This is a genomic window from Flavobacterium sp. CFS9 (assembly GCF_041154745.1).
Classification (GTDB): Bacteria; Bacteroidota; Bacteroidia; order Flavobacteriales; family Flavobacteriaceae; genus Flavobacterium.
Map to the genome: position 1 here is coordinate 640,578 of NZ_AP031573.1, position 16,589 is coordinate 657,166.

At 36.1% G+C, this 16,589-nt stretch carries 11 protein-coding genes; 6 read left to right on the forward strand and 5 right to left on the reverse strand.

Translation table 11 applies throughout. The features are described from left to right. Positions 1–8 precede the first annotated feature (8 nt). Positions 9–1,067 carry a nucleoid-associated protein gene (locus tag ACAM30_RS02660; protein WP_369617122.1) on the forward strand — a complete coding sequence of 353 codons (1,059 nt, stop codon included), beginning with the start codon at positions 9–11 and terminating at the stop codon, positions 1,065–1,067. A gap of 85 nt (positions 1,068–1,152) precedes the next feature. Here ACAM30_RS02660 and ACAM30_RS02665 read toward each other — a convergent pair whose 3' ends face one another. Both ACAM30_RS02665 and ACAM30_RS02670 read right to left on the reverse strand, forming a co-directional pair. Further along, positions 1,153–1,734 carry a TetR/AcrR family transcriptional regulator gene (locus ACAM30_RS02665; RefSeq protein ID WP_369617123.1) on the reverse strand — a complete coding sequence of 194 codons (582 nt, stop codon included), beginning with the start codon at positions 1,732–1,734 and terminating at the stop codon, positions 1,153–1,155. A 73-nt stretch (positions 1,735–1,807) separates the two neighbouring features. Continuing rightward, positions 1,808–2,560: an SDR family oxidoreductase gene (locus ACAM30_RS02670; protein ID WP_369617124.1), complete on the reverse strand. Its 753-nt coding sequence runs from the start codon at positions 2,558–2,560 to the stop codon at positions 1,808–1,810. Positions 2,561–2,786: 226 nt separating this feature from the next. Here ACAM30_RS02670 and ACAM30_RS02675 point away from each other — a divergent pair, with 226 nt between their 5' ends. Then, the gene (locus ACAM30_RS02675) at positions 2,787–5,156 is read left to right on the forward strand and encodes a GAF domain-containing protein (protein WP_369617125.1); all 2,370 of its coding nucleotides are present in this window, start codon (positions 2,787–2,789) and stop codon (positions 5,154–5,156) included. A 15-nt stretch (positions 5,157–5,171) separates the two neighbouring features. Here the strand turns inward: ACAM30_RS02675 and ACAM30_RS02680 are convergent, their stop codons facing one another. Continuing rightward, positions 5,172–6,350: a Pycsar system effector family protein gene (locus ACAM30_RS02680; protein WP_369617126.1), complete on the reverse strand. Its 1,179-nt coding sequence runs from the start codon at positions 6,348–6,350 to the stop codon at positions 5,172–5,174. A 26-nt stretch (positions 6,351–6,376) separates the two neighbouring features. On the opposite strand from ACAM30_RS02680, the gene ACAM30_RS02685 reads away from it, so the two are divergent. Continuing rightward, positions 6,377–10,111: a metallophosphoesterase gene (locus ACAM30_RS02685; RefSeq protein ID WP_369617127.1), complete on the forward strand. Its 3,735-nt coding sequence runs from the start codon at positions 6,377–6,379 to the stop codon at positions 10,109–10,111. A 246-nt stretch (positions 10,112–10,357) separates the two neighbouring features. Here ACAM30_RS02685 and ACAM30_RS02690 read toward each other — a convergent pair whose 3' ends face one another. Continuing rightward, on the reverse strand, positions 10,358–11,218 hold the full coding sequence (locus ACAM30_RS02690) for an SdiA-regulated domain-containing protein (RefSeq protein ID WP_369617128.1): 861 nt from the start codon (positions 11,216–11,218) through the stop codon (positions 10,358–10,360). 70 nt (positions 11,219–11,288) lie between these two features. Further along, positions 11,289–12,341 (reverse strand): hypothetical protein, encoded by a 1,053-nt coding sequence (locus ACAM30_RS02695; protein WP_369617129.1) that lies wholly within the window; start codon positions 12,339–12,341, stop codon positions 11,289–11,291. Between the two features lie 110 nt (positions 12,342–12,451). Here ACAM30_RS02695 and ACAM30_RS02700 point away from each other — a divergent pair, with 110 nt between their 5' ends. The 3 genes from ACAM30_RS02700 to ACAM30_RS02710 are packed head-to-tail and all read left to right on the forward strand — an operon-like array spanning position 12,452 to position 16,573. Continuing rightward, on the forward strand, positions 12,452–13,363 hold the full coding sequence (locus ACAM30_RS02700) for an ABC transporter ATP-binding protein (protein ID WP_369617130.1): 912 nt from the start codon (positions 12,452–12,454) through the stop codon (positions 13,361–13,363). Positions 13,364–13,366: 3 nt separating this feature from the next. Next, on the forward strand, positions 13,367–14,203 hold the full coding sequence (locus tag ACAM30_RS02705) for an ABC transporter permease (protein ID WP_369617131.1): 837 nt from the start codon (positions 13,367–13,369) through the stop codon (positions 14,201–14,203). Positions 14,204–14,218: 15 nt separating this feature from the next. Next, positions 14,219–16,573 (forward strand): choice-of-anchor L domain-containing protein, encoded by a 2,355-nt coding sequence (locus tag ACAM30_RS02710; RefSeq protein ID WP_369617132.1) that lies wholly within the window; start codon positions 14,219–14,221, stop codon positions 16,571–16,573. Positions 16,574–16,589: the final 16 nt, after the last annotated feature.

Sequence of the window (16,589 nt, forward strand, 5' to 3'; positions counted from 1 at the left end):
CTCAAAATATGATCAACTTATTCAACACCCACATCGATACGCTTGCGATACACCGCGTAGGAAACAAAAGCAGAAACGAAGCGATTTTTTTATCAGAACAACCATTTAATTTAAATGATGAAATTGTTCCTTTGATCAAAGAGTACTTCTTTAAGCCTTTCAGAGAGAAAGAAGAAAACTATTATCAGTTTGCGCACGAAGTGGATCTGGACTACAACGACATGTTTAAATATGCGACAGAAATTTTTAGCAACCCTGGGAATTTACATGAGGTTTCGAAAAAAATCACGACGCACTTATTCGAACAATCCAATCACCCGCACATTAAAAACGGAGAGGTTTACATCACGTACCTAACCAACCTGAGTATCGATAATAATGTCGTAGATGCGATCGGAATCTTTAAAAGCGAGTTACAAGCCGACTTTTTACAATTTGAAGAAAAAGGGAGCAATCTTGAAATGATCCTTCAACAAGGTATCAACTTAAGCAAATTAGACAAAGGATGTTTGATTTTCAACTATAAAAAAGAAGAAGGATACAAAATCCTAACCGTTGACAGCAACCGTTATGACGCTCGCTACTGGTTAGAGCACTTTTTATCCGTTGATGCTTTTGAAGATGAAAACTTCATCACTAAAAAATACTTAAAATTCTGTCAGAACTTCGCCAAAGATGTAGTTTTACCGGCAGAAGACAAAAAAGAAGAAGTAATGTTCATGAACCGATCTGTGAATTACTTCGCGAAAAACGATCAGTTTGAAGAACAAAATTTCTTAAACGAAGTACTGGACAATCCTGAATTAATTCCTGAATTCAAAAACTATAAAGTAGATAAAGGAGAAAAATACAGCATCGAAGATGTAACCTCATTCCCTATTGCCAACGCAGCAGTTTCAGACGCCAGAAAATCAATCAAAAACGTGATTAATCTGGACACTCACATTCAGATCAAAATGGATTTTATCAATCCGGAAAGTGCTGAAAAATTTGTTGAAAAAGGCTGGGATGAAGAAAAACAAATGTATTACTACTTAGTGTATTTCAATAAAGAAGAGAAAAGCTAAGAGTCATTCATTTTCTATTACTTACTTAAAGCAAAAAACGGCAACTACACTGGTAATTGCCGTTTTTTTTTGTTTCATTTCAAAGTTATAATACTGAAAACATCGCTTTTAGAATATCATCGTAAACCTTCTTGTCATTCTCTCCGGAACGAGCCAGCACCCTGATTCCGGTATAATTATTAAAAATAAAACGAGCCAGCGTTTTTGCTTCTAACTGCGTTGAAATCTGCCCTGCTTCTTGTCCTTTTTTTACGGCTGTCAAAAAAATCTCTTCCACTGTTTGCCGATTATCGCTCACAATTTTAGCAATCTCTTCGTCATGCATAGCGAGTTCAACAGCAGCATTCACGACGAAACAGCCCTTTGTCATTCGATCATCCAGACTTTCAATAACCGCTTGTTTAAAAATTTGGGTTAATGTTTCTTTTATATCTTCTGATTGGTTCAAAAGGCTCTTGGTTGCTTCCTGCCCATGTTCCAAATACCTTCTTAAAGCTTTTGAAAAAAGTTTCTGTTTGTCTCCAAAAGTATCATACAAACTCGAACGACTTAACCCCAAATGCGTTACCAGATCCTGTGCTGAAGTACCATTATATCCTTTGCACCAAAAAATTTCTATAGCTTTATCCAGAGCCTTATCCTCATCAAATTCTTTTGTTCTGGCCATAACTTCATAATTAAATTCTCTTACAAAGATACGAAAAATTACGGAACGACTGTTCCGTAATTAGAGCAAAAAATTAAACCACTGTGTTTACAGTAAGCCCACCGTCTACAACAATTTCGGTTCCTGTAATAAACGAAGCGTCGTCTGAAGCAAGGAAGGTTACTGTCTTAGCAATCTCTGAAGCTTTACCAAAACGTTTCAATAAAATTTTATCGCTTAACGCTGCTCCAAACCCTTCAATTTCTGCTTTTTCCAATCCTAATTTTCCAAAAATAGGTGTTTCAATAGGCCCCGGTGAAATCGCATTAATTCTAATATTTCTTGGTGCCAATTCAGTTGCAAAAACACGGTTTAAAGATAACAGCGCCGCTTTACTTGCCGCATAAACTCCTGAATTTTCCATACCAACATTGGCATTTATAGAAGTATTAAAAACAACAGAACCTCCATCATTTAAAATAGGCAACAACTTTTGAAGTGTAAAATAAACTCCCTTAACGTTCACATCCATAATCGAATCATAATGACCTTCTGAAGCAGATTCCAAAGGAGCAAAAGAAGCGATTCCGGCATTTAAAAACAGGATATCAATTTTACCAAACTTATCTTTTACTTCAGAAACTAAACCGTCAATTGATTTTAAATCGGATTGATCTGATGCAATTCCGGTTACTTTCAATTCAGCTTCTGCTTTTGCTAAGGCATCTTTGTTTCTTCCGGTCACAATTACTTTTGCACCATTTGCTGCCAAATCTGCTGCAGCCGCATACCCTATTCCACTATTTCCACCTGTTACAATCGCTACTTTATTCTCTAATTTTTTCATTTTAATTGTTTTTAAATTACTGATTATTTGATTATTCTGATACAAAGATATAATAACGGAACGATCGTTCCGTTATTAGTTACGTTAATATTTTGTTAAAGAAAACAGATTGCTTTTTAGCCCTTCTATTTACAAGCTTTTGCTCTATGCTATCATAAAGGAAAGAAATGATGAAATGCTAAAAATTCTTAATTTATGCTTAAATTTACAGTCTAAACCAATTCAGATGGATATTCATTTATACAACGAAAGTCCTTTCGAAACGATCATCTCCTTTCATAAGCTTATTAAATCTTTTGAAGAAATTGCTTTGTCGGATGTTGATTACAGGGCTAACTATGCAAAAGCCATTTTAAAACAAATAGAAGCTCTTCCGGAACTCAGGAGCGGAATTAAAGAATACGCAACGATCAAAGACAATGAGGCTTTAATCAAAAACCTGCTGGCTGATATCTTTCCAACTGCCCTTACCAATAATGAAATAAAGGCTGTTACCATACCATTTCAGAATTTATATTTCAACTATACAGAACGCTTCAAAAAAATTCTAAGCAATGCGGGATCTGAGTTTGATATGGAAATTCGCGATTTCGATCATCATCAATTCTATGTCAACAACTGCTGTATTATTTTAGGCGCCCATTATAAACAGCGTATCGATTTTAATAACCCTTTTTTCTATGACATTCCGGATGAAAATGGAATAGAAAAACACTATCGTATTCTGTACAACGCCGATTTCATGGACGTTACTCCGACTGAAAAAGCGATACCTTTAACTCAGGACGATATCGATTTACTACTGGACAATTACAATGATCTTGAACTATGGAAATCAAAATTTCCTAAAGGAAGCTGGATTTTAAAAGGTTTTGGAATTGTTTCTCTGTTTGATGCGACTACAGAAAGTGCTATTTCGAACTTAAAGAGTAACTTATTAAAACCTGATTCAAAAACTGTTGCGACTGATGAAATTGTGTCGAATATTTTTAAATCGATCTTCAAAATTCCTGATTTAAAAGTCGGTTTCATTGTATATAATCCGGAGGAAGAAAAGTTTATACGACCAGTCAAATTCGAGACTCAGCTACAGAGTTTTCTGCTTTCAAAAGATCAGGAGATCGATTGTAAAAATGCTTTCTTTGGATGTACTTTCGAAAAATTATTAGGCAATAAAGAACCATTGGTAATTTCAAATGTCGAAAAATTCATTGCAGAATCTCCGAATATCAAATTAGGAGAACATTTATTAAAGCAGGGAATCCAAAGCTGTGTTTTTGCACCGGTCATAAAAGACGGACAGTTACTGGGCGTTGTCGAACTGGTTTCTTCTCAAAAGAAAGCACTCAATACGATTAATGCTACCAAACTGGAACTGGTACTTCCATATTTAACCGATACTATCGATCGTTACAATACGGACATGCAGCATCAGATAGAAGCCATTATCCAGCGTGAGTACACCACCATTCATCCAAGTGTGTACTGGAAATTCAAGAAAGAATCGCAAAACTATTTCCAAAATATCAATCATACCAAGGATTATATTTTTAAGGAAATTGTATTTAAGAATGTATATCCGCTTTACGGGCAAATTGATATCAAAGGTTCTTCGGAACATCGAAATGAAACAGTTAAGATCGACCTTAAAAATCAATTGACTGCCTTGCTGAAGATTTTCGAATCTCAGAATGCAAACCACAATCTGGTCCTTTTGGAACAGCGTAAATTTGAACTGGAATCTTTTCGGGATGAACTTGACGCTCCTTTAAAAGCAGATACGGAACAATATATTCAGCGTTATATTGAAGAAGAAATTCATCCTCTTTTAAAAAACACGAAAGAAACAGAAAAAAGCGAAAAACTCGAAAAACAATATTTTGATAGTCTGGATGCAAAGAGCGGATTGTTTTATCAGGAGCGAAAGAAATTTGATAATGCGATGTCTATTATCAACAAGAAACTAGCCTCGGTTCTGGACAAAAAACAACTCGAAGCACAACAGATTTATCCACACTATTACGAACGTTTTAAAACGGATGGCGTTGAGCATAACCTCTATATTGGGGCTTCTATTGCGCCTACTCAACCATTTGATATGATGTATCTGCACAACTTGCGCTTGTGGCAATTACAAACTTTGTGCGAAATGGAACTTGAACATCATCAGCTTAAAGAATCACTCCCGTACGAACTGGATGTGACTTCTTTAATTTTAGTGTTTACTTCTCCGCTTTCGATCCGTTTCAGAATGGATGAAAAACGTTTTGATGTAGACGGAACCTACAATGCCAGATACGAAGTGGTGAAAAAACGTATCGACAAATCGAATATCAAAGGCACAAAAGACCGCATTACAGAGAAAGAAAAAATTACAATTGTCTATTCTCAAAACAGTGAGGAGGCTGAATATTTGAAATACATCAAATACCTGCAGCACAAAAAAATTCTCGAACCTTCCATTGAACAATTTGAAGTTGAAGACCTTCAGGGAGTTTCGGGCCTAAGAGCCATTCGTGTGAAAGTAATCAACAATAATACAAATCCCGTAGCGAAAAAAATTACCTATCAGGACTTACTAGATGAGCTCAACTAATTTTTAGTTGAGCTTTTATATAGATTTGAAAGCAATTACAAAGGAAATTACGGTAACAATGATACCGATCATAAAAAGATTGTAGGCAATACGCAGTAAATTATATTTGCGCTGCAGCACCAATCCCAGATAATACAAGTCTTTGATCATGGTCGAATACAGGTAATCCTTGTCTTTCATCATTTCATTCATCGCCCAGTCGTATTCTTCCAGAGGCATTTTGTAGAAGTTTCCAAAGAATAATAAATTAATTTTCTTCGCCTCAATGTCCTCGCGTGTAAAAACACCGGTAGTTACTTTTGGCCGTGTAGACAAAATGGCAAAAATAATGGTGACCACACTTGAGATCAACATGATAAAAGTAGGAACAACTAAATGCGCGTTCTTCGGACTGTCTAATTTAGGGATAATGGTAGAAAGTGCGATCGAAATGATAATAGCATTTACCGACAATAAAATATTCGCTTTACTATCGGCAATCCCGCTTAAACGCGTATGATTTCCTAAAGTAACACGAAACAGAGTATCGATACCACGGTCCGGTTTTTCAATTTTCTCTTTCTTTCTGTTTTCTTCTTCGATTTTTTCGGCCTCTTTCTTTTCCAGCTTTTCGATCTTTTTCTGAACCATCAACAGATTTTTCTCTTTTAAAGGCTGCCATTTTCTCAGCGCATAATCTGTATAAAAACGGTGCTTGTTCATTAGAAAATTCAGGTTTTCTTTTGCCCATTCGGCATTTGAAAAGTTTAAATTCCAGGTATTCTTTAATTCAATTCGCAATAATTCGCAGGTTGTTGCATACTCAGTACCCATAAGATGAGCAAAATCGGCATCCTTGATTATTTTCTCCAAATGTGTTTTAGGAATATGCTCTTTTACGGTTGCTAAAATCAGACTTGAAACCTGTGCAATGAATTCATCCGACACTTCTTTTTCCTTCAAAAAAGACGTAGCAATATTCACGCTCTCTTCTTCATGTCTCTCATAACCATTAATGTACCCGCTATCATGAAACCAGGCCGCCACTAAAAGTACCTCTTTCTCCTCAGGCGTAACATCTTCCTTTTTACAAAGCTCTTTTACAGCATTTACTACCGTTAAAGTATGGTTGAAATTATGATAAGAATATAAATTAGAAAGTTTATCTTTGAGTAAATTACTAACAAAATCTTCGGATTGTTCTATTAAATTCATAAAGAATATTTTTACACCACTAAATTATGAAATTGTTTTTGGATAATCATTTTATTGCGAAAATTAAAACCTCTTCTTTGGCAATAGCTGTCTTGCTGCTCACCTACTCCTGTGCGACTCATAAAGCACAATATGGTAAAAATGTCAGTGCCAACGAAACGGAAAACGCAACAGATAGTATAAAAATTGCCCACACTTTTTATTTAGTGGGTGATGCCGGAAACGCAGACGAAGAAAAAGCACAGCAAACTCTTGAATTACTGCATCAAAGGCTAAAAAAAGCGAGTAAAAAATCGACCTTACTTTTTTTAGGAGATAATATTTATCCGAAAGGGTTTCCCGCCAATAATGAGGGTCCGGAAAAGGCTTTGGCCGAAACCAAACTGACCAATCAATTAAAACTTACCGAAGGATTCAGAGGAAAAACCATTCTCATTCCCGGAAACCACGATTGGTACAACGGTATCAAAGGTCTTGAACTTCAGGCTGAATTTGTTACTAAATATTTAAATGATAAAAAAGCTTTTTTACCCCGAAAAAGCTGTGCCATAGAAGCTGTTAAAATAGACAGTACAACTGCTTTAGTAACGATTGACAGTGAATGGTTTCTGGAAGACTGGAACAACCACCCTACAATAAATGACAATTGTGATATTAAAACCAGAGAAGATTTTTTTGATGAACTGGAAAGTATTCTGAATAAAAATCAGGAGAAAACGGTCATTCTTGCCATACATCATCCACTTATGAGCAACGGATCGCATGGCGGCCAATATTCGTTGGAAAAACAACTGTTCCCTTTAGAGCAAAAAATTCCGCTTCCGGTAATTGGATCCTTTATTAATTTACTGCGAAAAACCACTGGTGCCAGTCCGCAAGACATTCAAAACAAACAATATACTGCTTATGCCAAGCGTATTAAAACACTACTGCAAAAACAAAAAAATGTGATTGTAGTTTCCGGTCACGATCATAATCTGCAGTATATAAACAAGGAAAATATTAAGCAGATTATCAGCGGTGCGGGATCCAAATCTGAAGCTGCAAGGGCAATTAACTCCAATGATTTCTCTTATGGAGGAAACGGTTATGCTACCTTAACTTTATTCAAAAGCGGAGATGCGAAAGTTTCTTTCTTCGGAAATGAAAACAATCACGAAAAATTACTTTTTGAGCAGGAAATCATAAAGGCCAAAGAAATCAACTGGGCTGCTGATATTCCGAATAATTTCCCTTCTAAAATCACCACTTCTATCTATTCTCAAAAAATGACTCAGAAAAGTCTGTTTCATAAATTTCTTTTTGGGAACCACTATAGAAAATATTATAGTTTACCCATTGAGGCAAAAACAGCTACTTTAGACACTTTAATGGGAGGTCTGAAACCAATTCGTGAAGGCGGAGGGCATCAATCGATATCCTTAAGATTATCCGATCCAAAAGGCCGTGAATATGTGATGCGTGCCATGAAAAAAAGTGCCACACAGTTTTTACAATCTGTTGCTTTTAAGGATCAGTACATTGTTAATGATTTTGAAAATACCTACGCCGAGAATTTCTTATTGGACTTTTATACTACTTCTCACCCCTACACTCCTTTTGCAGTGGGGAATCTGGCCGATAGAATAGGACTGGCACACAGCAACCCGATTTTATATTACATTCCGAAACAAAATACCTTAAAGGAATTTAATTCGAATTTTGGAGATGAATTGTACATGGTCGAAGAAAGACCTGCCGACAATCATCTGGAAGGCAAGAATTTTGGAAATCCAACCAATATTATCAGTACATCTGACATGATGAAAAACCTTCATAAAGATGAAAAATATACTGTTGACGAAAACGAATATATAAAAGCCCGCTTGTTTGACATGCTTATTGGCGACTGGGACCGACATGACGATCAATGGCGCTGGGGCGAATATAAAAAAGACGGAAAGGTCATTTACAAACCGATTCCCAGAGATCGCGATCAGGCTTTTTCGAAATATGACGGAACTTTACTTTCGCTCTTGATGAACATTCCTGCATTGCGTCACATGCGTACTTTTAAAGACAAAATCGACAATGTAAAATGGCTTAACAGAGAGCCTTATCCTCTCGATTTAGCTTTTTTAAAAACTGCCGAAGAAAAAGACTGGATTGCTCAGGCAAAATACATTCAGGAAAATTTATCGGATACAGATATTGACAATGCTTTTAAAAGTTTACCAAAAGAGGTTCAGGACGAGACGATTAAAGACATTCAACAGAAATTAAAAAGCAGAAAAAAAGACCTTCAAAAATATGCTTCGGAATACTTTGACGTTCTAAGTCATACTGTGATGATCGCCGGAACAGATAAAAAAGATAAGTTTGTAATTCGTCATAGCGCCAGAAAAACACTGGAAATTCAGGTTTTCAGAGTTAAGAAAGAGGGCGACGAATTGGTATACACCAAAACCGTTACTGATGCCAAAACTTCAAACTTATGGATTTATGGCTTAGACGATAATGATACTTTTGAGGTAACCGGTAATGAAAAATCAAACATAAAAATTCGTTTAATTGGCGGGCAAAACAATGATACGTATAACATTGAGAACGGAAAAAGAGTGATCGTTTATGATTTTAAATCAAAACAAAACACCTATAATCTGGATTCAAAAACCGGAACTCAACTAACAGATGACTACGATGTTAACCTTTACAATTACGAAAAGCCAAAGTATAATGTGATTTCAGGGCTCCCAAATATGGGTTACAATCCTGACGATGGTGTAAAGCTCGGTTTTAATCTAAATTATACCGTAAACAATTTCAAACAAAACCCTTACACCCAAAAACATGTGTTAAACGGTTTTTATTATTTCGCAACAGAAGGTTTCGAATTGGATTATGCAGCACATTTCCCGGGCTTACTTGGTAAATGGGTCATTGATGTTGAATCCCAATATACAACTCCCAATTTTACGGTGAATTATTTCGGATATGGAAATGAAACGATCAATAATACAGAGCAATTCGGAATGGATTACAACCGTGTTCGCATTCAGAAATTTAATGTTTCTGTCGCCATCAGACATGTTGGGCGATATGGAAGCGAATTTAGCGTACAGCCGATGTTACAGCAAATGAGGGTAGAAGAAACTAAAAACCGATTTATTGACATCCCAAACATCATCAATCCTGCTATTTTTGGAAGTCAGGTTTTTGGAGGTGCAAAAATCAAATACCATTTCAAAAATTCCGATTTCGCTGCAAAACCTACTTTGGGGGTTACTTTCATGATCTCGGCAGCGTGGTTAGCAAATCTAAATGAAACCAAACAAAACTTCCCGACTCTTGAAAGCCTTTTAGGATTTACCCATAAAATTGATTCTAACGGAAAGCTGGTTTTGGCCACACTTTTAAAAGGGAAAGCAATCCTAAATAACAATTACGAATTTTATCAGGGTGCAGCTTTAGGAGGCGATACCGATTTACGCGGTTATCGAAACGAACGTTTTCTGGGAAGCTCTTATTTTTCTCAAAGCACTGATTTACGTCTTAGCATTGGTAAAATTCAAAAAACGATTGCTCCGTTAACCTACGGAATACTGGGCGGTTTTGACTATGGAAGAATCTGGCTTGACGGTGAAAATTCCCGAAAATGGCATCAGGATTACGGCGGAGGATTTTGGCTGAATGCGATCAATGTCCTAACTGCAAGAATTACTTATTTCAAATCACCTGACGAAACCGGAAGAGTCATTTTTGGAGCGGCTTATAGTTTTTGATGGGAGGTTCTGAGATGCTGAGTTACTAAGATTCTAAGTTTTTTTTGCCACGAATTCACGAATGATTTTGTAATTTAAAATTCGTGAATTCGTGGCTAACTTTTTATTTTAAAGGTACTGAGTTAATAAGGTTCTAAGATCCTAAGCTTTCTTTCTCAGTATTCAAAAATGATACGGTAAACTAAAATTTGCGAATTCGTGGCAAAAAACCTTAGAGCCTCAGCTCCTCAGTACCTTAGTCCCTTTTTATTTTAGCTTAAACTCATAAACATTCCCACCAGTCTTGTTTGCCTTCTCATCGGCAATCAGTAAAGTGTTGTTGTCTTTAAAAACGACAGCTTCTTTTTGCGAAAAGTGATCCAGTTTAATTTCCGTTTGAGATCCCTTGTGAAACAAATCATTTTTATACCCTTTAAACAAAACGATTTTATCATGACTCAGCAAAGCTACTTTTTTACCATCAGGGCTAATGGTTGCACTTGTTAAAACACAATGATTGTAATTGTCACAAGTCTTAAACTCCCCTATTTTAGTCGCTTTCTGAGTTCCCGGAGCGTTTAAAATTTTATAAATAAAGGCCGTTCCATCGAAGTTTTTACTGCGGTTTTTGGTAAACAGATAAAAATAATTCCCGTGTTCAAAAAAGCCTTCGACATCGTAGAACATTTCCTTTTTCTTCGGAGGAAATTCCGTTTGTTCCGGATAAGAAAATGAAACCTTATACTCTGCCACTGCTGAATTTTTGTTCAATTGATTCTTATTGACTTTATAAATACACAGATCTTTACGCTCGTTGTCATTGTTCCCGAAATCTCCGATATAAACATTCCCGATTTTGTCTTTGGTAATATCTTCCCAATCTACATTAGTTGCATTTGAAACAACAATCGATCGGGCTATTTTTCCGTCTGATTTTATAGCATAAATCTCGTTTTTATTACCACTGTCTTCTACCGCATAAATTAAGTTTGTGTCAGGAAAATAAGTAATTCCCGAAACTTCTTTCAACTTCTTCGGAAGTGCGTAAAGCATCTTTAAATTGGTATTGGATTGTTGCTGACAAGCCAGTAAGGCTATAGAAGTGCCGAGTAAAAAAAACTTTTTCATAATATCTTCTTTTAATGTTTAACCTGACTAAAACGTACTAACGACTAAAGATCTATTTTAAATGTCGTACTTAAAGCAGGTTTGTATTTTTAAAATTACGTGTAATAAATTCAAAAGCGGCAAACATAATATGTCCCATCGATTTAGCATTCTTGAACTTCATATCATTGGTATAACGATACAACTCCATTTTTAGCTGATTCAGATGCTCTTCTGTCGAAATTGTATCGTGACACATAATGCTCAGCAGTTTTTTGATTCTGGTTTCGGCAGAATGAATACGCTTGGCCAAAATCGCTCTTTCCTCATCCTTGTACTGAATAATAGACCGGTCTTCTAATTTTTCTTTGATCAATTGAATCATCGGATAATTTTCTTTGAAAAACTGCGGACGATACACTTTAAAGTTCCCTTCGTAACATTGCTGATCAAAATCAATTGGACGGATTTTATACACTACCTGATCGAAGTCATGAATAGGCACTATCACATAATTATAAGCACGCATGTCACCTAAAAGCCTGATCATGCAACGCTCATTGAACTTCACAAATTCTTTTGCAATCTGTGACTTTTCCATTTCTGTACAACTATCCAATAAAGTATCCATAAAAACGTCACCCGGGATTCCGATAATATGCTCTTCAATTAAAGTATCCTTAAAAACCAAAAAATTGATTTTATCCGGTGAGAGAATATCCTCCAGCTCTAATCCGTAAATTCTTGAAGCATCTGCTTTTTTGATATAAAAATGAACATAATTATCATTGAGAATATTACGAACTTTTATTCGAAAAGGTTTAGAATTACCAAAAGTACAGTAATCAATCGCATCAATATTCAAATACTGAATGATCTCGTTATTTCCATCAGAATGTAAAAGGGAGTAGATTTTTTTCAGATTCAGATCGATTTCCTTTCGTTCAAACTCGCTGTAATACACTCTGATCCACAAAGTATCCGTTTCATTTTTATCGTAAACATTAACCGAACCTGAAAATCGTAACAGATCATCATAGAATACCGATACTTTCGAAATACGTTCGTATCGTTCTAAATAACTAAGAAGAGACGGCATTAAAGGATAGGTCGGTTTTTTCAAAACCATTAAAGGTTCGCTCATATTTTTGAATATCTTTATTACAAATTTAAAGGAATAGCATCATATAAATAAATTTAGCGTAACAAAATAAAAGTTGAATCGTCTTACATAAAACTAAAACCGAAATAAATTTGGAAACCATACTTACTATCGAGAATCTTAACAAAAGATACGGGCGTATTCAGGCCTTAAAAAATGTATCTTTTGAAATACAAAAAGGCCACGTTTATGGCATCTTAGGACCTAACGGAAGCGGTAAATCGACCACTTTAGGAATTGTCCTGAATGTGGTGAACAGAACTTCAGGAAACTATACCTGGTTTGGAGGAAAGGTTCAAACCCATGAAGCACTAAAAAAAGTAGGCGCTATCATCGAAAGACCTAACTTTTACCCGTACATGACTGCCGAAGAAAACCTGAAACTGGTTTGTAAAATAAAAAGCATCAACTATTCTAAAATCAGTGAAAAACTTGATTTAGTTGGGCTATCCGAGAGAAAAGACAGCAAGTTCAGTACCTTTTCATTGGGAATGAAACAACGTCTGGCCATTGCTTCGGCACTTTTGAATGATCCCGAAATTTTAATTTTAGACGAACCTACAAACGGTTTAGATCCACAGGGAATTCATCAGATCAGGGATATTATCAGAAAGATTGCATCGCAAGGAACCACAATTTTACTGGCCTCTCACCTTTTGGATGAAGTTGAAAAAGTGTGTTCGCATGTAGTGGTTTTACGAAAAGGAGAAATTTTGTACTCCGGTACAGTAGACGGAATGTCTGCCAATGAAGGTTTCTTTGAACTTCAGTCTGATGATAATCTGGCACTGAAAACCATTTTGGGAACACATCCGGCAGTGGAAAAAATCACTGAAGAAGATGGTAAAATTCTGGTTTACCTGCATTCAGATTTATCCGCTTCGGAACTCAATCTTTTTCTATTTTCTAAAAATATTGCCTTGAGCCATTTAGTAAAACGCAAAAACAGCTTAGAAGCGCAATTTTTAGAATTAACCAAAAACGCCATTATCCAAAACAACTAAACCATGAACAGACTACTCTCTATAGAACTACAAAAAATCTGGATAAATAAAGCTAGTCGTATTTTAACGCTAACTTATTTCATACTGCTTTCTTTCATAGCCCTAATGGCTTCGATCAAATTTGACATAGGTCCTTTTAAATTCCATTTGGCAGAAATGGGTATTTTCAACTTCCCTTTCATTTGGCATTTCAATACTTATGTTGCGGCCTTACTTAAACTTTTCCTTGCAATCGTTATTGTCTCTATGATGGCCAATGAATACAGCTACGGAACTTTAAAACAAAACCTGATTGACGGTCTAAGTAAAAAAGAATTCGTTCTGTCCAAATTTCTTACAGTCGTACTGTTTGCATTAGCCTCTACCATTTTCGTATTTGTTATGAGTGTAATTCTTGGATTGTGCTTTTCATCCTATACCGAATTTGATGTGATTGTGATGGACTTGGATTACCTTCTCGCCTTTTTCGTAAAACTAACGGGCTTCTTCGCATTCTGTTTGTTTTTGGGGATTTTGGTAAAACGTTCCGCTTTTGCTTTAGGTTTTCTTTTGGTGTGGAGTATCATAGAAGGAATTGCGAAAGGAGTTCTGATCTTTAAAATTTTCCCTGAAAGTTCGGTGGGTCAAACGATCATGAATTTTTTCCCACTTGAAGCCATGTCCAATCTAATAATTGAGCCTTTTTCAAGATTATCAGTAATTCGTTCAATAGGGACACAAATAGGAGTAGAAAATACCAAAGATTATGGCGTACACTATACTTCGATTATAATCGTTTTAATCTGGACATTCTTATTTGTTTACTTCTCCTACAAACTATTAAAAAAGAGAGATTTGTAGTATATTTGTTGTACTATGAACTATTTTAAAATCTTATCACTACTCTATTTTGTGTGTTTACTCTCTTCAAAAGTAAACGCACAAAATATTAGTATAGACGATACCAGAACTCCTGACGATTTAGCCAAAAATGTTTTAATAAACAGTGCTTGTATCAACGTTACCAGTGTTAATGCAACCGGAAACCCCGCTAATACCGGCAAAAGTTATGCGTATTTTAATTCGGGAGGAGGCAGTTTTCCCTTTTCAGGAGGTATTGTTTTAAGCACATCACCAAGTACAAATGCTTCAGGTCCATTTATAAAATCAAACTCTATAGGCGTTACTAATGATAAATGGCCGGGTGACTCAGACTTAAATCAGGCCTTAAACAATAACGAGAGTAAACAGGCAACTGTTCTGGAATTTGATTTTATCGCTTTAGCCAATTCCATCAGCTTTAATTATATTTTTGCTTCAAACGAGTATCAAACGTACTATCCGTGCATCTATTCTGATGGTTTTGCTTTTTTAATAAAAGAAGTGGGCACTAGCGATCCTTATAAAAATTTAGCCGTCTTACCCAATACAACAACCCCTGTCGCTTCTACAACCGTTCATACTAAAATCGACCCCGTTTTTGCCAATGGCACCAACTATCCGGGATGCGAACCTTTAAATGAAAATTTCTTCAATGGCTACAATACCATTAATAGCCCCATAAATTACGCTGGACAAACTGTAGTTATGAATGCTCATACAGATGTAATTCCAAACAAAAAATACCACTTAAAACTAGTAATTGCTGACGATCCGACGGGGCAATTCAACTCTGCAGTTTTTATAGAAGCGGGGAGTTTTATCTCTAGAATAAATCTTGGATCCAACAGAACAATTGCCGATAAAAACCCGGCTTGTTTTGGAGAAGGCATTCTATTAGACACACATCTGGACAGCAATCTATATACTTTTAAATGGTTTAAAGAGACTACCACTGATAACTATGTAGAAATTTCTCCGGCAGAAACCGGTTCTGCCTATACTGTGACAACATCCGGCAATTATAAAGTTGAAGCCACACTAACCGGTACGACCTGTGTTGCCACCGGGAAAATTAAAATTGAGTTTGCGCCGGAAATTCTATCTACCAACACTTCATTAGTACAATGCGACGATGATACTGACGGAGTATCAATCTTCGACCTGACAAAGGTCGCTAATATCGTTAAAAACAATGTTGCCGAAACGCTGAACAAAGGATACTACGAATCATTAACGGATGCTCAGACTAAAGCAAATCCAATTCCAACTCCGGAAAAGTACAATAATAAATCCCAAAATCAGGTCATTTACGTCCGACTTGAAAACCAATATGGCTGTAGTAAAATTGCAGAAGTGACGTTGCAAATTTCCAACACCGCAATTGCCAGTCAAAATCCATTCGCGACTTGCGACGGAGACGACAAACAAGACGGATTTTATCAATTTGATTTGAATACACAGGTCACCCCTCAACTTTCGACAGGTTTACCTCCGGGTATCACTTTCAGTTACTTTTTAAACACCAATGATGCTTTAGCCGATACAAACACGTTACCTACTATTTTTAAAAACACTACTGCTTTTACCCAAACCATTTATGCAAAAGCTGTAAATGGACCAGATTGTTACGATATTCTTCCCGTAACTCTTGTTGTAAATACTTTTGATCCCCCAAATTTTCAAGACGAATCAATATATTTATGTAAAAACGAACAAATTACATTAAGCGTTGCGAGCGGTTTTACCAGCTACTTATGGAACACGGGAGCTACTTCGAACTCTATTACGGCAAATACAGTCGGAGATTATTCAGTACTTGTAAAAGACGTTAACGGCTGCGAAAAAACCAAAAAATTCAAAGTAATACTCTCCGAACCGGCACTTATAACCGGTGCAGATACAAAAGATTTCTCCGGTGATGAGAATTCTGTTTTAATTCAATACACAGGAGTTGGTAATTATGAATTTTCATTGGACGGAAGTTTTTTTCAGGACGATCCGTTATTCACTAACGTAAGACCAGGAGTTTATAATGTCATCGCAAGAGACAAAAATGGCTGCGGACCATCAAACCAATATCAGATTTACATTGCAGATTACCCGAGATTCTTTACTCCAAATGGAGATGGTTACAATGATTTATGGCTAATTAAAAATTCCGATCAGCTTCCGGCTTTTAAAATCTTCATTTTTGATCGTTATGGAAAACTACTCAAACAATTGGATAAAAACACTCTGGGCTGGAACGGCCAGTTTAATAACCAGCAATTACCATCAGATGACTATTGGTTCAGCCTTCAATTTACGAATGGCAGAATTATTAAAGGCCATTTTAGTCTAAAAAGATAAACGTCAAAATTCGGGT

Bases quoted from the DNA above. Each gene is read 5' to 3' on its own strand.
- ACAM30_RS02660 (WP_369617122.1), top strand. From the start codon at position 9: ATGATCAACTTATTCAACACCCACATCGATACGCTTGCGATACACCGC.
- ACAM30_RS02665 (WP_369617123.1), bottom strand. From the start codon at position 1,734: ATGGCCAGAACAAAAGAATTTGATGAGGATAAGGCTCTGGATAAAGCT.
- ACAM30_RS02670 (WP_369617124.1), bottom strand. From the start codon at position 2,560: ATGAAAAAATTAGAGAATAAAGTAGCGATTGTAACAGGTGGAAATAGT.
- ACAM30_RS02675 (WP_369617125.1), top strand. From the start codon at position 2,787: ATGGATATTCATTTATACAACGAAAGTCCTTTCGAAACGATCATCTCC.
- ACAM30_RS02680 (WP_369617126.1), bottom strand. From the start codon at position 6,350: ATGAATTTAATAGAACAATCCGAAGATTTTGTTAGTAATTTACTCAAA.
- ACAM30_RS02685 (WP_369617127.1), top strand. From the start codon at position 6,377: ATGAAATTGTTTTTGGATAATCATTTTATTGCGAAAATTAAAACCTCT.
- ACAM30_RS02690 (WP_369617128.1), bottom strand. From the start codon at position 11,218: ATGAAAAAGTTTTTTTTACTCGGCACTTCTATAGCCTTACTGGCTTGT.
- ACAM30_RS02695 (WP_369617129.1), bottom strand. From the start codon at position 12,341: ATGAGCGAACCTTTAATGGTTTTGAAAAAACCGACCTATCCTTTAATG.
- ACAM30_RS02705 (WP_369617131.1), top strand. From the start codon at position 13,367: ATGAACAGACTACTCTCTATAGAACTACAAAAAATCTGGATAAATAAA.
- ACAM30_RS02710 (WP_369617132.1), top strand. From the start codon at position 14,219: ATGAACTATTTTAAAATCTTATCACTACTCTATTTTGTGTGTTTACTC.